Consider the following 12,635-nt stretch of genomic DNA (forward strand, 5'->3'; position numbering starts at 1 on the left):
TCATTATGAATTTGATCGCTTTTTGTATATGATTTAGCTGAAGATTTAACCATAAAAAATACCCCATAATTATTAGATGATGTCTAACAATTGTAGGGTATTTTAAGTCAAATAATAATCCAATCATTGCGAAAAACTTAAGAAGTTGATTGGCTAAAAGTGTTGTCGAATGTGACAATATGCATTATAATATTATTTGTAGTTAAGTTTTGATTGCGAGCAGCTAGCTCAACTGTTAGAGCAACGAATTCTTTATTCGTGAGATTGAGGTTCAAGTCCTTGGCTGCTCATTATAAATAGAAAGTAAAATGATTGCCTGATTGGGGCAATCATTTTTTTATGGTTTCAATGAAAATGTTTCACTTATTTTTCACCATATTTTTCAATGTTCTTCTTAATAAAGTCAGCGGATGCTTGCAACTTATCCTTTTCTTCGTCGGTTAAGTCTAGTGGGACGTCTTCAATGATGCCGTCTCTGCCAACTACGACTGGATAAGAGAAGTAGACTCCGTAATCAGATCGATAGTTAGAGACTGGAAGAACGGTTCGTGCATCTGACAGAACGGTCTTGGCTAATCGTACTGCAGCACTGGCAATGCCGTAACTCGTGTAGCCCTTACCTTGCATGACCGTAAAACCACCATAACGAGCTGCTTGGTCTAAAGCGTCTAGATCGAGATTGCGACTTTTGGCCAGTTCAGTAATTGGTTGGTCAAGTGCTCTGACAGTAGACCAGGCGGTAAACTGGGAATTGCCATGTTCACCCAAATTGTAGCCAGTTACGGAGCGCGAATCAATGCCTAATTTTTCGCCCACTGCTTGTTTCATTCTGGCAGAGTCTAGAAGGGTACCAGTTCCGATAACGTGTTTCTTAGGTAGGCCGGTAATTTGTTGGTACAACTGAGTAATCACGTCAACCGGATTAGTAATAGCGATCAAGATTCCATTGAAGCCTGAATCACGAATCTTAGGTGCAACCTCTTTAACTTGATCAATGTTGAAAGATAATTCGGCAAACCGATTATCACTGTCATTATTAGACAATTTGATTTTACCAAGGGCTGAAATAACGATGTCAGCGTCTTTTAAAGCGTCGTAATCGTTGACGGTGATATTGGTGTGAAAGGGTAGATTAGGCATCCCTTCCCGAAAATCGATTGCGTCAGCATTCACTTTAGCTTCATTTTTGTCAATCATTACTAGGTCATCAACTAAACCGTTGACAACAATGTAGTTAGCCACGGTAGCTCCAACGTGTCCGTCACCAATGATTCCAATTTTTCTAGTCATAATGTACCTCCCATTGATTATTTGGTTTTAGTTTAACAGATTAATTTCGATTGAGAGTAAAAATAGGTTGAATTGACAACTTTTAATTTATCACATATAATAATAGTGTAATAAAAAAGGAAGAGATATGTGTGATCTCTTCCAAGCACGTATTTCAGGTGCGTTAATTTGGTGGAGCTAATCAGTGATGATTAGCTTTTTTTATTAATATGGATAAAAAAGACCTGTTAGATTTCTAACAGGTCTATTTATGTCTTGTTGAGACAATCAATGGCATTATATTAAATAATAGAACTAGTAATAATTGTTATATTTTCCCAAACGCCTGCTTCAAATCGTCCAACAAGTCTTCCTTATCCTCAATTCCGACTGACAAACGAATCAGACCATCGGCAATGCCGTCCTTTAGGCGTTCTTCTCGTGGAACGGATCCGTGGGTCATGACTGCTGGAACTTCAATCAGACTTTCAACTCCACCGAGGCTTTCAGCCAGGGTAATAATTTGAAGACTTTCGACAAATGTTTTTGGTGAGAGCCCTGGTTGCAGTTCAAATGAAATCATCGGACCGAAGTTGCGCATCTGTTTCTTGGCAACTTCGTAGTTCGGATTTTCGGGATCGCCAGGATAATAAACTTTGGCCACTTTAGGTTCGTTTTTAAGAAAATCAAGAATGGCGTTTGTGTTGTCCTGATGCACTCGCATGCGAGCACCCAACGTCTTGATCCCACGTTGAACCAGCCAACTGTCATCGGGACCAAGCGTACTCCCAATGGAATTCTGTAAGAAAGCCAATTGTTCGGCAATCTTGTCGTCGTTGGTCACGGCAATCCCAGCTACGACGTCACTGTGGCCGCCAAGGTATTTCGTAGCGGAATGAATGACTACGTCAGCTCCTAAATCCAACGGGTTCTGGTTGTACGGAGTGGCAAAGGTGTTATCGACGATGGTTTTAGCACCATGCTTTTTCGCAATTTCCGATAATTTCTTGATGTCAGCGACCGTCAACAGTGGGTTGGTTGGGGTTTCAAAGTAAATCGCTTTGGTATTATCCCGAAAAGCATTCTCCACCGCGTCAGGATCCTGCATGTCAACGGCTGTGAATTCCAAGCCAAAGCGTTTCATAACCTGGTTAATCAGACGAATTGTGCCACCGTACAGATCCTGTCCGACGATGATGTGATCACCCTGTGAGTACATCGAAAGGATCGTGTTGATGGCAGCCGTTCCGGAACTAAATGCGAAACCAGCCGTTCCATTTTCAAGGTCAGCCATCTGGGTTTCAAGGGCGTAACGAGTGGGATTTCCAGTTCTGGAATATTCCCAGCGAGGATTCCCACCAAGCTTAGTTTGTTTGAAGGTTGATGTGCGGTAGACCGGAACTGAAACGGCGCCCGTTTCCTTGTCACCACTGATTCCTCCGTGAATTAATTTCGTGTCAATGTGCAAAATAAAAAACCTCCATAGAATATGATTATTGAGATCGATTATAGACTAATGATGAATTGAAGAGAAGGGATTACTTCTTAGGTAATTTTGTTAAGTATTTTCTCGGATAAATGCTATACTTAAACTGTTCAACTATTTGTGATAAAAATCAATAACGAGGGTTGCTTCCGGTACGCCTCGCTAAAAACAATGAGGAGATGTTCATAATGTGGCATGCATTAGCGAAAAGTAAGTGGTTTGATCTAGTTGGGGTTGCGATTGTGGTGGTTACCTCGATTGCTAGTGGTTATCTAACCGAGAATCTGGCGGATGTGACTCACTGGGGTGGATGGACGATTTTTGTGCCCTTTGGGATGATTTCGATCGTGAACTCAATCCTATCGATCTACTCCACCCGGTTGACCGGTCGGATGAACAATCTGGGAAACATCATTGGGCTAATTAACGTCGTGCTATCGGCCTTCATTGATTACGTCTTGGGCAATAAGGCCGCCGTGGTCACGTATCCCGTGACCTTCATCATTTACACGTTTGCGATTAATAAATGGATGAAAACGAAAAAATATCAGGCCAGTCGCCCTTTCACTGGTGTCAAGAAGTGGTTAGTTATGACTGGGATCTTGTTGGGTAGTTTCCTGTTTTCATTTGCGGCCAATCTAGTTGGCTGGCCAAGTGGATCTACCCACCTCTTATTCTGGATTGTCGTGATTGCCTTTGATCTGTCACTATCGGCCAACATTTTGAACGCGATGAAGTTGACCGTGCAGTGGAAATACTGGTTCATTTATAATCTGATCCAGTTTCTTAAAGCCGTCGTTCAGGGCAACTTCGCGAACGTTGGCAAATACATTTACTACATTATTAATTCGATTGCGGCGCTCGATTTCTGGGAGAAACCAGTCTTAAAGACGCCGAAAACTGAATAGAGAATCGTTTCCGTCCAATTGTCAAAGTGGCCTAAAATTGATAAGATTATGCCATTAACTAAAACGATTGAGGGAACTTGAATGAAATTACGAGCCTTAGAAAAAACTGATTTACCAAAACTTCATGAATTATTCAATGATAAGCCAACCATGGATTACTGGTTTGCCGAACCATACGAATCGATGATGTCACTAGAAGCGAGGTATGAACGTGAGAACAACGATCCCACCATTCGCAATTTTGCGATTGATGTGAACGGAAAGTTCGCGGGCATTGTGGCACTGATTGACATTAACTCACGGGACCGTAATGCTGAAATTGAGATTGCCCTAAGTGATGAATTCGTGGGCAATGGGATCGCACAAGAAGCGTTTGATGCCTGCGTGAAGTATGGATTTGAGACGTTGAATCTTCACAAAATTTTTCTGTACGTGGACGTGGAAAACAAGCCTGCCGTTCACATTTACGAAAAGTTTGGCTTTAAGATTGAGGGAACTTTAAAGGGCCAGTTTTATGTCAACGGCAAGTACCGTGACGTTTACTGGATGGCCAAATTTGAAAATGCATAAATTAAGGACAACCATTAGTGGCTGTCCTTTTTGATATTAGAAACACTTTACTTGCATCGAATCCCAAGTGAGGGTGTAAATTATGGTTAGTTAACAAATAACGGTAAACAAGGAGATCTATTATGGAATATTTTACTTTAAATGATGGCAACAAGATTCCAGCAACTGGCTTTGGAACCTTTCAAATTACCGATCCTGAACAGGCGGAACAATCGGTGATTGATGCCATTGACTCAGGATATCGTTTGATTGATACCGCTCAATACTACAAGAACGAAGAGGCCGTTGGTCGGGGACTTAAGAAGTCGGGCGTTAAGCGTGAAGACTTATTCGTGACTTCTAAGGTTTGGTTCACTGACAGTGGCTACGACAAGGCCAAGAAAATGGTTGAGACTAGTCTCAAGAAACTAGGACTTGATTATCTTGATATGTACTTGATTCATCAGCCTTATGGTGACACCTTTGGCTCATGGAGAGCGCTTGAAGAGATGCAAAAAGAGGGTAAGATTAAGTCCATCGGAGTTTCCAACTTCTACGACGACCAAATCACTAATTTAGCAATGTTCAACGACGTTAAACCCGTCATTGATCAAATCGAAATTAACCCTTGGGAACAACAAAAGACCTCAGTTGATTACCTTAAATCATTCGGGGTTCGTCCCGAAGCTTGGGCACCCTTTGCGGAAGGTAAGCATGACATTTTCAACAACGAAACGTTGAAATCAATCGGTGAAAAGTACGGTAAGAGTGTTGGTCAGGTCATCTTACGTTGGGAATATCAACGTGGCATCGTAACGCTTGCAAAATCAACTCATAAGAACCGAATGGAAGAAAACATCGATATCTTTGACTTTGAATTAAGTGACGATGATATGAAGCAAATCGCCAACTTAGACAAGGGTGAAAGCCAATTCTTCAATCACCGTGATCCCGTTACGATTCAGAACTTTGTTAAATAATTAAAGCACACGAGGCTTATCATATGAAAAAAATTTTAATTATCGGAGCAACTGGCAACGTGGGACAAGCCGTCAGAAGAAATTTATTGGATCAGACTGATGACTTTCTGACCTTGTTTTCCAGAAGTTCTGGTCAAAAATTTAGTAATAATGATCGTGAAAAAGCCATTAGTGGTGATGTGAATGATTTGTCGGCCTTAGAAAAAGTGGTGAAAGGTCAGGACGAAGTGTTCGTGGCTCTTAGTGGAAATTTACCCGAAATGGCTAAGAACATTGTTCAGGCAATGGATGACGAAAACGTCAAACGGTTGATCTTCATCACGTCTATGGGAATCTACAATGAGGTTCCCGCTAAGGTTTCATCCAGTGGAAACTTAAAGAATAATTCGCGTCTGGAACCGTACCGGAAAGCCGCTGACGTGATTGAAAGCTCTGATTTAGACTACACGCTGATTCGACCAGGTTGGTTTGATAACGGTAGTAGTGAGTACGAGATTACGTATAAGGGGCAGTCCGTTAGTGGCAATCGGGTTGCCATCGCCAGTATTGCCGATCTGGCCACCCGCCTGTTACAGGATCGACAACTAGACGTCAGGGAGAGCATCGCCATTAACCGAAAATCCTAATGATTTGAATTGTGAGGAATTGAAATGAAAGTAACTGAATTTATCAAACCGGGTGAAGTGAAAGTCGTTGACGAACCGATGCCCAAGATTAAGAAACCGACTGACGCCATCATTAAAATGGTTCGAGCCAGTGTCTGTGGTTCTGACCTTTGGTGGTATCGTGGTATTTCTGATCGAAAACACGGTAGTCCCGTGGGACACGAGGGAATCGGCATTGTGCAAGAGGTCGGTTCAGATGTCAAAAACGTCAAACCAGGTGACTTCGTGATTGCACCATTTACACATGGTTGTGGTCATTGTGCGGCTTGTCGGGCTGGATTTGACGGCAATTGTATGAATAAGGAAAATGGCATTAACGGTGGTTATCAGGGACAATACTTGCGCTTTATCAATGCTAGTTGGGCGCTAGTTAAGATTCCCGGTCAGCCATCTGATTACTCGGATGAGATGTTGAATTCATTCGTGACCCTTGCTGACGTAATGGCAACGGGTTATCATGCCGCTGCCAGTGCGGAAGTCAAAGACGGTGATACGGTTGTCGTCATGGGTGATGGAGCCGTTGGTCTTTGCGGTGTGATTGCGGCCAAGTTGCGTGGCGCTAAGCGGATTATCGCTATGAGTCGTCACGAAGATCGCCAGAAGTTAGCCAAAGAATTTGGCGCCACTGACATTGTCCCAGAACGTGGGGATGACGCCGTTAAGCACGTCATGGAACTTACCGATGGAGCTGGTGCCGATGCAATTCTTGAATGTGTTGGAACCGAACAATCGGTTAATACCGCAACTAAGGTTGCTAGACCAGGTGCCGTGGTTGGTCGAGTGGGAATTCCACAAAAGGCCGAAATGAATACTAACAATCTGTTCTTTAACAACACTGGCTTACGTGGTGGAATCGCACCCGTTACCACTTATGACCGAGAAGTTTTGTTGAAAGCGGTCTTAGATGGCAAGATTAATCCAGGAAAGGTCTTTACCAAGCGGTTTGATCTTGATCACATTCAGGATGCCTATGAGGCCATGGATAAACGCCAGGCTATTAAATCATTGGTCATTGTTGATAAAGATTAATTGAGGAGGAATAATATGGCAAAAAACTGGACGAAAGAACAATTAGACGCGTTTGCACCAGCTGATGATATGCACGTTCACCGTTCTATGATGATGGGGTGACCTATGGAACCCCAACGTGGATTTGGTCAGTGGTTGTAAACGGTAAGTTGTACGTTCGTGCCGCTAATGGTCAAAACTCTAGTTGGTATAAATCGGCTATGAAGCAAGGCGCTGGTCGGATTCATCTAGCTGACCAGGACTACGAGGTTAATTTCGTGAAAGCCGATGACGACGACGAGACGAAACAAGCGGTTAGTGACGAATACAAAAAGAAGTACGCTGGCAGTCCATACATGCCACCAATGTTAGAAGACGGACCAGTGAGTGCCACGGTCCAGATTGAACCTAAATAATGTTTTAAAAGAAGTAACGTGATGGTTGCTTCTTTTTTTAAACAAAAAACCTTCACTCATTGAGTGAAGGTTTATTTATATCTAATTCAATTAAACATCTTGATCGGTTGGACGAACCAAAATTTCGTTAATATCAACGTTTTCTGGTTGACTCATCATGAAGACCGCGATTTCCGCGATGTTTTCTGGACTCAACCAGCCTTTTTTACCGGCTTCAATTTGGTTTCTAATCTCATCGTCGTTGATGGTATCCATCAGGTTCGTATCCACAAATCCTGGTGAAACGATTCCCGTCTTAATGCCGTTTTTGTGTTGTTCCTGACGTAAGCCCTCCATGATGGCTTTTACAGCGTATTTAGAACCATTATAAACTGCTGAATTAGGATAAACCACGTGACCGGCAACGGAATCGGTTGCCATGATGAGGCCCTGTCCCTGTTGTTTCATCTGGGGAACGGCAGCGACGATGCCATTTAAGACTCCCATAATATTGGTGTTGATGGTTTTTTCCCAGTCAATCAAACGATCAGGATCATCAACTGGCCCTTGAGGCATGATCCCAGCGTTGTTGTACATCACGTCAAGCTGACCATACTGACTGATGGCCATGCCGACTAGTTCTTGGACGTCTTCTTTCTTCGTGACGTCGGTGACCCGATAAGAAAAGTTTTTGGGATTATCAACTTCAGTGGCGAGTTGTTCTAGTTGATCTTGGTTTCTTGCACCAACCACTACCTTAGCACCTCGTGCTAGGGCTAACTTCGTAGTAGCGGCTCCCATCCCAGAGCTACCGCCGGTGATAACGACGACTTTATTTTCAATTGTCATATCAAAACTCCTCTCTTAACTTACGATATGAAACCATTTAACGCTTAATTTAGGTCTGATTCAAGTAAATGAACGCTCAAAATGATTAAGATTGTGTAACGAAAAACTCCTACTCGCATGAGTAGGAGTTGAATTTAAACTAGGTTTAAGTTAAATGTCTTGGTCGGTTGGACGAACCAGAATTTCGTTAATATCAACGTTTTCTGGTTGGCTCATCATGAAGACGGCCAATTCAGCGATATCATCTGAACTTAACCAGCCGTTCTTGGTACTGTTGCTGGTGTCCTCGATACCTTTTCTAATGGTGTCATCGTGAATGGTGGACATCAAGTTCGTGTTAACGGAACCTGGTGAAACAACTCCCGTCTTGATACCATTCTTGTGTTGTTCCTGACGTAAGCCTTCCATGATGGCCTTAACGGCGTACTTGGAACCGTTGTAAACGGCGGAACCAGGGTAAACCACGTGACCAGCAACGGAATCAGTTGCCATGATCAAACCGTGACCCTGTTTCTTCATTTGGGGAACAGCAGCGACAATTCCGTTGAGGACTCCCATGATATTGGTGTCCAAAATGGCTTGCCATTCACTTAATTTATTGGGATCATCAACTGGACCTTGGGGCATGATGCCGGCGTTGTTGTAAATGACGTCTAACTTACCAAATTTGTCGATAGCCAGGTCAACTAGGGCTTGAACTTGATCTTTCTTGGTAACGTCAGTTAGTTTGTAGGCAAAGTTTTCGGGATGGTCAACTTCATCGGCCATTCGTTCTAATTTTTCTTCATTACGTGATCCAACGACCACTTTGGCACCCCTTGTCAGTGCTAGTTTAGCGGTAGCTTCTCCCATGCCGGAAGAACCACCAGTAATTACGACTACTTTATTTTCAACAGACATAATCATTAACTCCTTTCAACTTACGCATGTAATACTAAACCCTGACATGGGAAGCTCGTCAAGAAAGGCGACTTGGCAAAAATTATTCATCTTATGTCACATATTGAGACATCAAACCTGTTCAAATGTAAATTTAAGCCTAAAATATGGTTATTCATTAAATTAGAAAACGGGTGTGACATAAATGGCAGCAAACGAAGTTTTTGTGTTTATATGTACGATTCTAGTGTTCTTCATGACACCAGGACTGGCGTTCTTCTACGCCGGGATGGTTTCAAGAAAAAACGTGGTTAACACGCTCATGTCGGTGTTCATCATGTGCAGTATTCCAGTACTTTTGTGGGTGATCATTGGTTACTCACTGTCGTTTTCTGGAAACTACTTCAATATTATTGGGGGTTTGCATGATTTTATGCTCCATAACTTTAATTTCACCGCTCCGGCTACTGCTGGACCCATTTCAAACGGATCCTACATGCTGTTCCAGATGATGTTTGCGGTAATTACGCCCGCCCTCTGGATTGGTGGCATCGTTGGTCGGATGAAGTTTAAATTTCTGATTCTGTTCACAATTGCCTGGTGTATCTTGATTTATTACCCATTGGTTCACATCGTTTGGGGTGGAGGCTTCTTACAACAAATGGGTGTGCTGGACTTTGCCGGTGGTACGGTCATTCACATTAACGCTGGGATTACCGCGCTGGTCTTGGCCATTATGCTTGGGAGACATCATCGTGGTAAAAACGATAAGGCCTATAACCTGACATGGGTCTTTCTTGGAACCGTCATCCTGTGGCTTGGTTGGTACGGCTTTAACTGCGGTTCGGCCCTTGCCATTAATCACATTGCGTTTCAGGCCATGTTGACTACGACGATTGCCACTGCCACTTCCATGTTGACGTGGATCATTTTAGACGTCTTCATCTTAGGAGCTCCATCCCTGATGGGCGCATGTACCGGAACCCTTTGTGGTCTAGTTGCCATCACACCGGCCTGTGGTTTTGTCGGTATTGGCAGTGCCATTGTGATTGGAATCATTGCCACCCTGTGCAGTTACACGTTCATTAAATACTTAAAACCACGTTTGCACGTTGACGATACGCTCGATGCCTTTGGTTGTCATGGTATTTCTGGAATCGTCGGAAGTCTTTTGACTGGACTGTTTGCCAGCAAGGCCATCAATCCTCAGGTAAAATTCAGTGGGATTTTTGCTGGCGGCTCTTTACATCAGTTCTGGATTCAGCTGCTTGCAACGACCTTTAGTATTGTGTTTGTTGCCATCATGGTGTTCCTAATTGTGCTAGTCTTAAAGCACGTTACTAAGATGCGAGTTACCCCTGAGGAAGAGACAAGGGGGCTCGACTTAAGTGAACACAAGGAACGGATTGATTGTGATGTAATTAATGATTAAAAGCGTTTTAAAGTTGACTTGGAGGGCTTTTGGTACTAATTACAATTAGATAATGTTATTCTTATCACAAGAGTTTTAAGACTCTAAAAAAATAGAGAATGGGGTAGATAATTATGACTCAAGCAGACGAATTAATTAAAGCCGCTTTAAACGGTGGCACCTTTAATTTCCGTGATAAATCTTTTGTACCACTATTTGATATTCAACATCAAAATGCGGCATTACTAAAGCAGTTTAATAGTGAAGCTAACCCCGCTACCAGACAAGAGTTGTTGGCAAAAATTACCGGTAGGAAGGTTCCTGATAATGTCATGGTCTTTCCACCACTACAAACTGATTTTGGTCGTAATATTTTCCTAAAGTCAGGGGTCCTAATCAATACTGATTGTCTTTTTGATGATGCTGGTGGTGTTTATCTTTACGTAAAATGGTTCAAATAAATTGATGAATAAGGGTGAAGATAATGACAAGTGATATTTTTAAAGAGGCATTAAATGGTGGGACCTTTGATTTTCGCAAACCTGACTTTCAACCGTTCTTTGAGGTCCACGACCAGAAGGCTAAGTTATTAATGGAATTCAATAATGAGGATGATCCTGACAAACAACATGAATTGTTGGAAAAAATAACTGGTAGGGATGTTCCAGATAATGTCATGGTTTTCCCGCCGTTAAAAACTGATTTTGGTGGGCATATCTTCTTAAAATCGGGAGTCTTGATTAATACTGATTGCCTGTTTGATGATTTTGGTGGAGTTTATCTTGATGAAAATGTCTTGATTGGTCCTCGTGTATCGCTAATCACTGCCAACCATGATCAACGGCCAGCTTACCGTGATTTGGTTATTTTGAAACCAATTCACATCCATAAAAATGCGTGGATTGGTACGGGAGCAATTATCTTACCTGGAGTGACGATTGGCGAAAATGCTATCGTGGGTGCTGGATCTCTCGTTACTAAAGATGTGCCTGCAAATACAACGGTGATCGGTGATCCGGCGAAGCCGATGAAGGGGAAATAATGATTTTTGGTTTAGTAAGTATTTAGGTTTATGTGTTATAATAAAAATGTAAATGATTAGCAATATGAATGCCAAAGAGCCCTTAACTAATGCGATAGTTAAGGGCTTTTTTGTTGTATGACTAAAATGGTAATATAAGAGAAAAAGGAAGAAAGGATTAACATGAAAAACAAAAAATACTATAGTGATACTCCATTATTAGTTGGTTCTCTAATTTTAGGAGCAATTTCCATTATTGGAATCACGGCTTGGTCGTATATATATGGAAATCCTAGATTTGAAAGAAAATAATTGATTAAATATAATATATAATTAAATCAGTGAGAGGTACACAGATTATAAATTTGTGATGAACTAATGAGAGTAGCTTATTAGTTAGAGCTGGTAAACTCTTTTTATAAACAATGAATTTATGTGTTACAATAAAAATATAAGAGATTAACAATATGAATGCCAAAAGCCCTTAACTATTGCAGTAGTTAAGGGCTTTTTTGTGGCATGACCAAAATGTTGGCTCACTTGTTACTACTTGTTTAGCCAATGTTGGAATAATAAAAGTATCATTCCGCCAACAAGTTGTAACATAAATGACGATAAGAGCATTAGCAATATGAATTCCTCCTCGCAATAGATTTGCGACGAGCCAACTATATTATTTTATCATTAATTTAGCATTTTTATTAACACAAATAATTATTTATTATATGATATAATAAATGCTTAAATAATCGATTTGATATATTCTCCAAAAGTAATATACTCTCAATAATCATAAGTTTATTACTTATGTGAGAGATAGGAGAGATTGCAAATGAATGTCGTATTTCCAGAAAGACTAAAAAGCTACATGCAGGCAAATCATCTGTCTGAAATGGAAGTTGCTAATAAGTTATCCGTCTCAAAGCCAGAAGTTGATAACTGGGAGGCTGGAATTTCTACTCCTGATCTAACTAATTTAATTAATCTAACCAAGATTTTTAATTGTACTATTGATGACCTCATTTTTGGATCTAGTGATGTGGTGGTAAAGCACACGCAGTATGAATTTTTGGTATTTTATTTCTCATTATTGGTGGCTGCTGTTTGCTTTTGGCGGTTTTCTGGGATGGTTTGTTCCTGAAATTGTCGATATATTTAAATAAATGAAGAGAAGCTGGGTATTATTTTTATAATACCCAGCTTTTTAATAAATTG

The 12,635-nt window shown here is 41.4% G+C and carries 14 protein-coding genes, 1 tRNA gene and 1 pseudogene; 12 read left to right on the forward strand and 4 right to left on the reverse strand.

The window, feature by feature from the left end; genetic code table 11:
* Positions 1-217 precede the first annotated feature (217 nt).
* Positions 218-290: transfer RNA gene (locus tag LfDm3_RS01990), tRNA-Lys, on the forward strand.
* A 73-nt stretch (positions 291-363) separates the two neighbouring features.
* Here LfDm3_RS01990 and LfDm3_RS01995 read toward each other — a convergent pair.
* Together LfDm3_RS01995 and LfDm3_RS02000 are read right to left on the reverse strand one after the other, a co-directional pair.
* Positions 364-1,290, reverse strand: coding sequence for an L-lactate dehydrogenase (locus LfDm3_RS01995; RefSeq protein WP_039143636.1), 927 nt, complete (start codon positions 1,288-1,290; stop codon positions 364-366).
* A gap of 307 nt (positions 1,291-1,597) precedes the next feature.
* On the reverse strand, positions 1,598-2,737 hold the full coding sequence (locus LfDm3_RS02000) for a trans-sulfuration enzyme family protein (RefSeq protein ID WP_039143638.1): 1,140 nt from the start codon (positions 2,735-2,737) through the stop codon (positions 1,598-1,600).
* A 206-nt stretch (positions 2,738-2,943) separates the two neighbouring features.
* Between LfDm3_RS02000 and LfDm3_RS02005 the strand changes: the two genes are divergently transcribed.
* The 6 genes and pseudogenes from LfDm3_RS02005 to LfDm3_RS02030 all read left to right on the forward strand — a co-directional run bounded on the left by LfDm3_RS02005 (position 2,944) and on the right by LfDm3_RS02030 (position 7,281).
* Positions 2,944-3,663 carry a nicotinamide mononucleotide transporter gene (locus LfDm3_RS02005; RefSeq protein ID WP_039143641.1) on the forward strand — a complete coding sequence of 240 codons (720 nt, stop codon included), beginning with the start codon at positions 2,944-2,946 and terminating at the stop codon, positions 3,661-3,663.
* Between the two features lie 81 nt (positions 3,664-3,744).
* On the forward strand, positions 3,745-4,233 hold the full coding sequence (locus LfDm3_RS02010) for a GNAT family N-acetyltransferase (protein ID WP_039143644.1): 489 nt from the start codon (positions 3,745-3,747) through the stop codon (positions 4,231-4,233).
* Between the two features lie 122 nt (positions 4,234-4,355).
* The gene (locus LfDm3_RS02015) at positions 4,356-5,192 is read left to right on the forward strand and encodes an aldo/keto reductase (RefSeq protein ID WP_039143646.1); all 837 of its coding nucleotides are present in this window, start codon (positions 4,356-4,358) and stop codon (positions 5,190-5,192) included.
* 23 nt (positions 5,193-5,215) lie between these two features.
* The gene (locus LfDm3_RS02020; RefSeq protein ID WP_039143649.1) at positions 5,216-5,818 is read left to right on the forward strand and encodes an NAD(P)H-binding protein; all 603 of its coding nucleotides are present in this window, start codon (positions 5,216-5,218) and stop codon (positions 5,816-5,818) included.
* A 24-nt stretch (positions 5,819-5,842) separates the two neighbouring features.
* Complete coding sequence (locus LfDm3_RS02025) at positions 5,843-6,886, forward strand: zinc-dependent alcohol dehydrogenase family protein (RefSeq protein ID WP_039143651.1); 1,044 nt, start codon at positions 5,843-5,845, stop codon at positions 6,884-6,886.
* 15 nt (positions 6,887-6,901) lie between these two features.
* Positions 6,902-7,281 (forward strand): annotated as a pseudogene (locus tag LfDm3_RS02030) (DUF2255 family protein).
* Positions 7,282-7,371: 90 nt separating this feature from the next.
* On the opposite strand, the gene LfDm3_RS02035 reads toward LfDm3_RS02030, so the two are convergent.
* Together LfDm3_RS02035 and LfDm3_RS02040 are read right to left on the reverse strand one after the other, a co-directional pair.
* Positions 7,372-8,109: an SDR family oxidoreductase gene (locus LfDm3_RS02035; protein ID WP_039143654.1), complete on the reverse strand. Its 738-nt coding sequence runs from the start codon at positions 8,107-8,109 to the stop codon at positions 7,372-7,374.
* Between the two features lie 150 nt (positions 8,110-8,259).
* A complete protein-coding gene (locus tag LfDm3_RS02040; protein ID WP_039143657.1) occupies positions 8,260-9,009 on the reverse strand; it encodes an SDR family oxidoreductase in 750 nt (249 codons plus the stop codon).
* Between the two features lie 184 nt (positions 9,010-9,193).
* Here LfDm3_RS02040 and LfDm3_RS02045 point away from each other — a divergent pair, with 184 nt between their 5' ends.
* The 5 genes from LfDm3_RS02045 to LfDm3_RS02060 all read left to right on the forward strand — a co-directional run bounded on the left by LfDm3_RS02045 (position 9,194) and on the right by LfDm3_RS02060 (position 12,561).
* The gene (locus LfDm3_RS02045) at positions 9,194-10,420 is read left to right on the forward strand and encodes an ammonium transporter (protein WP_039143660.1); all 1,227 of its coding nucleotides are present in this window, start codon (positions 9,194-9,196) and stop codon (positions 10,418-10,420) included.
* Between the two features lie 113 nt (positions 10,421-10,533).
* Complete coding sequence (locus LfDm3_RS02050) at positions 10,534-10,860, forward strand: LbetaH domain-containing protein (protein ID WP_191978912.1); 327 nt, start codon at positions 10,534-10,536, stop codon at positions 10,858-10,860.
* Between the two features lie 23 nt (positions 10,861-10,883).
* The gene (locus tag LfDm3_RS02055; protein ID WP_039143662.1) at positions 10,884-11,441 is read left to right on the forward strand and encodes a DapH/DapD/GlmU-related protein; all 558 of its coding nucleotides are present in this window, start codon (positions 10,884-10,886) and stop codon (positions 11,439-11,441) included.
* A 162-nt stretch (positions 11,442-11,603) separates the two neighbouring features.
* The gene (locus LfDm3_RS06965) at positions 11,604-11,732 is read left to right on the forward strand and encodes a hypothetical protein (RefSeq protein WP_259739973.1); all 129 of its coding nucleotides are present in this window, start codon (positions 11,604-11,606) and stop codon (positions 11,730-11,732) included.
* Positions 11,733-12,252: 520 nt separating this feature from the next.
* Positions 12,253-12,561: a helix-turn-helix transcriptional regulator gene (locus tag LfDm3_RS02060; RefSeq protein ID WP_052236569.1), complete on the forward strand. Its 309-nt coding sequence runs from the start codon at positions 12,253-12,255 to the stop codon at positions 12,559-12,561.
* Positions 12,562-12,635 lie beyond the last annotated feature (74 nt).

The sequence above is a fragment of the Fructilactobacillus fructivorans genome, from assembly GCF_000814735.1.
Taxonomy (GTDB): domain Bacteria; phylum Bacillota; class Bacilli; order Lactobacillales; family Lactobacillaceae; genus Fructilactobacillus; species Fructilactobacillus fructivorans.

Excerpts from the sequence above, each read along its gene's own strand:
- LfDm3_RS02035 (WP_039143654.1), bottom strand. The coding sequence starts at position 8,109 with ATGACAATTGAAAATAAAGTCGTCGTTATCACCGGCGGTAGCTCTGGG.
- LfDm3_RS02025 (WP_039143651.1), top strand. The coding sequence starts at position 5,843 with ATGAAAGTAACTGAATTTATCAAACCGGGTGAAGTGAAAGTCGTTGAC.
- LfDm3_RS01995 (WP_039143636.1), bottom strand. The coding sequence starts at position 1,290 with ATGACTAGAAAAATTGGAATCATTGGTGACGGACACGTTGGAGCTACC.
- LfDm3_RS02055 (WP_039143662.1), top strand. The coding sequence starts at position 10,884 with ATGACAAGTGATATTTTTAAAGAGGCATTAAATGGTGGGACCTTTGAT.
- LfDm3_RS06965 (WP_259739973.1), top strand. The coding sequence starts at position 11,604 with ATGAAAAACAAAAAATACTATAGTGATACTCCATTATTAGTTGGTTCT.
- LfDm3_RS02060 (WP_052236569.1), top strand. The coding sequence starts at position 12,253 with ATGAATGTCGTATTTCCAGAAAGACTAAAAAGCTACATGCAGGCAAAT.
- LfDm3_RS02020 (WP_039143649.1), top strand. The coding sequence starts at position 5,216 with ATGAAAAAAATTTTAATTATCGGAGCAACTGGCAACGTGGGACAAGCC.
- LfDm3_RS02045 (WP_039143660.1), top strand. The coding sequence starts at position 9,194 with ATGGCAGCAAACGAAGTTTTTGTGTTTATATGTACGATTCTAGTGTTC.
- LfDm3_RS02050 (WP_191978912.1), top strand. The coding sequence starts at position 10,534 with ATGACTCAAGCAGACGAATTAATTAAAGCCGCTTTAAACGGTGGCACC.
- LfDm3_RS02010 (WP_039143644.1), top strand. The coding sequence starts at position 3,745 with ATGAAATTACGAGCCTTAGAAAAAACTGATTTACCAAAACTTCATGAA.
- LfDm3_RS02015 (WP_039143646.1), top strand. The coding sequence starts at position 4,356 with ATGGAATATTTTACTTTAAATGATGGCAACAAGATTCCAGCAACTGGC.
- LfDm3_RS02040 (WP_039143657.1), bottom strand. The coding sequence starts at position 9,009 with ATGTCTGTTGAAAATAAAGTAGTCGTAATTACTGGTGGTTCTTCCGGC.
- LfDm3_RS02005 (WP_039143641.1), top strand. The coding sequence starts at position 2,944 with ATGTGGCATGCATTAGCGAAAAGTAAGTGGTTTGATCTAGTTGGGGTT.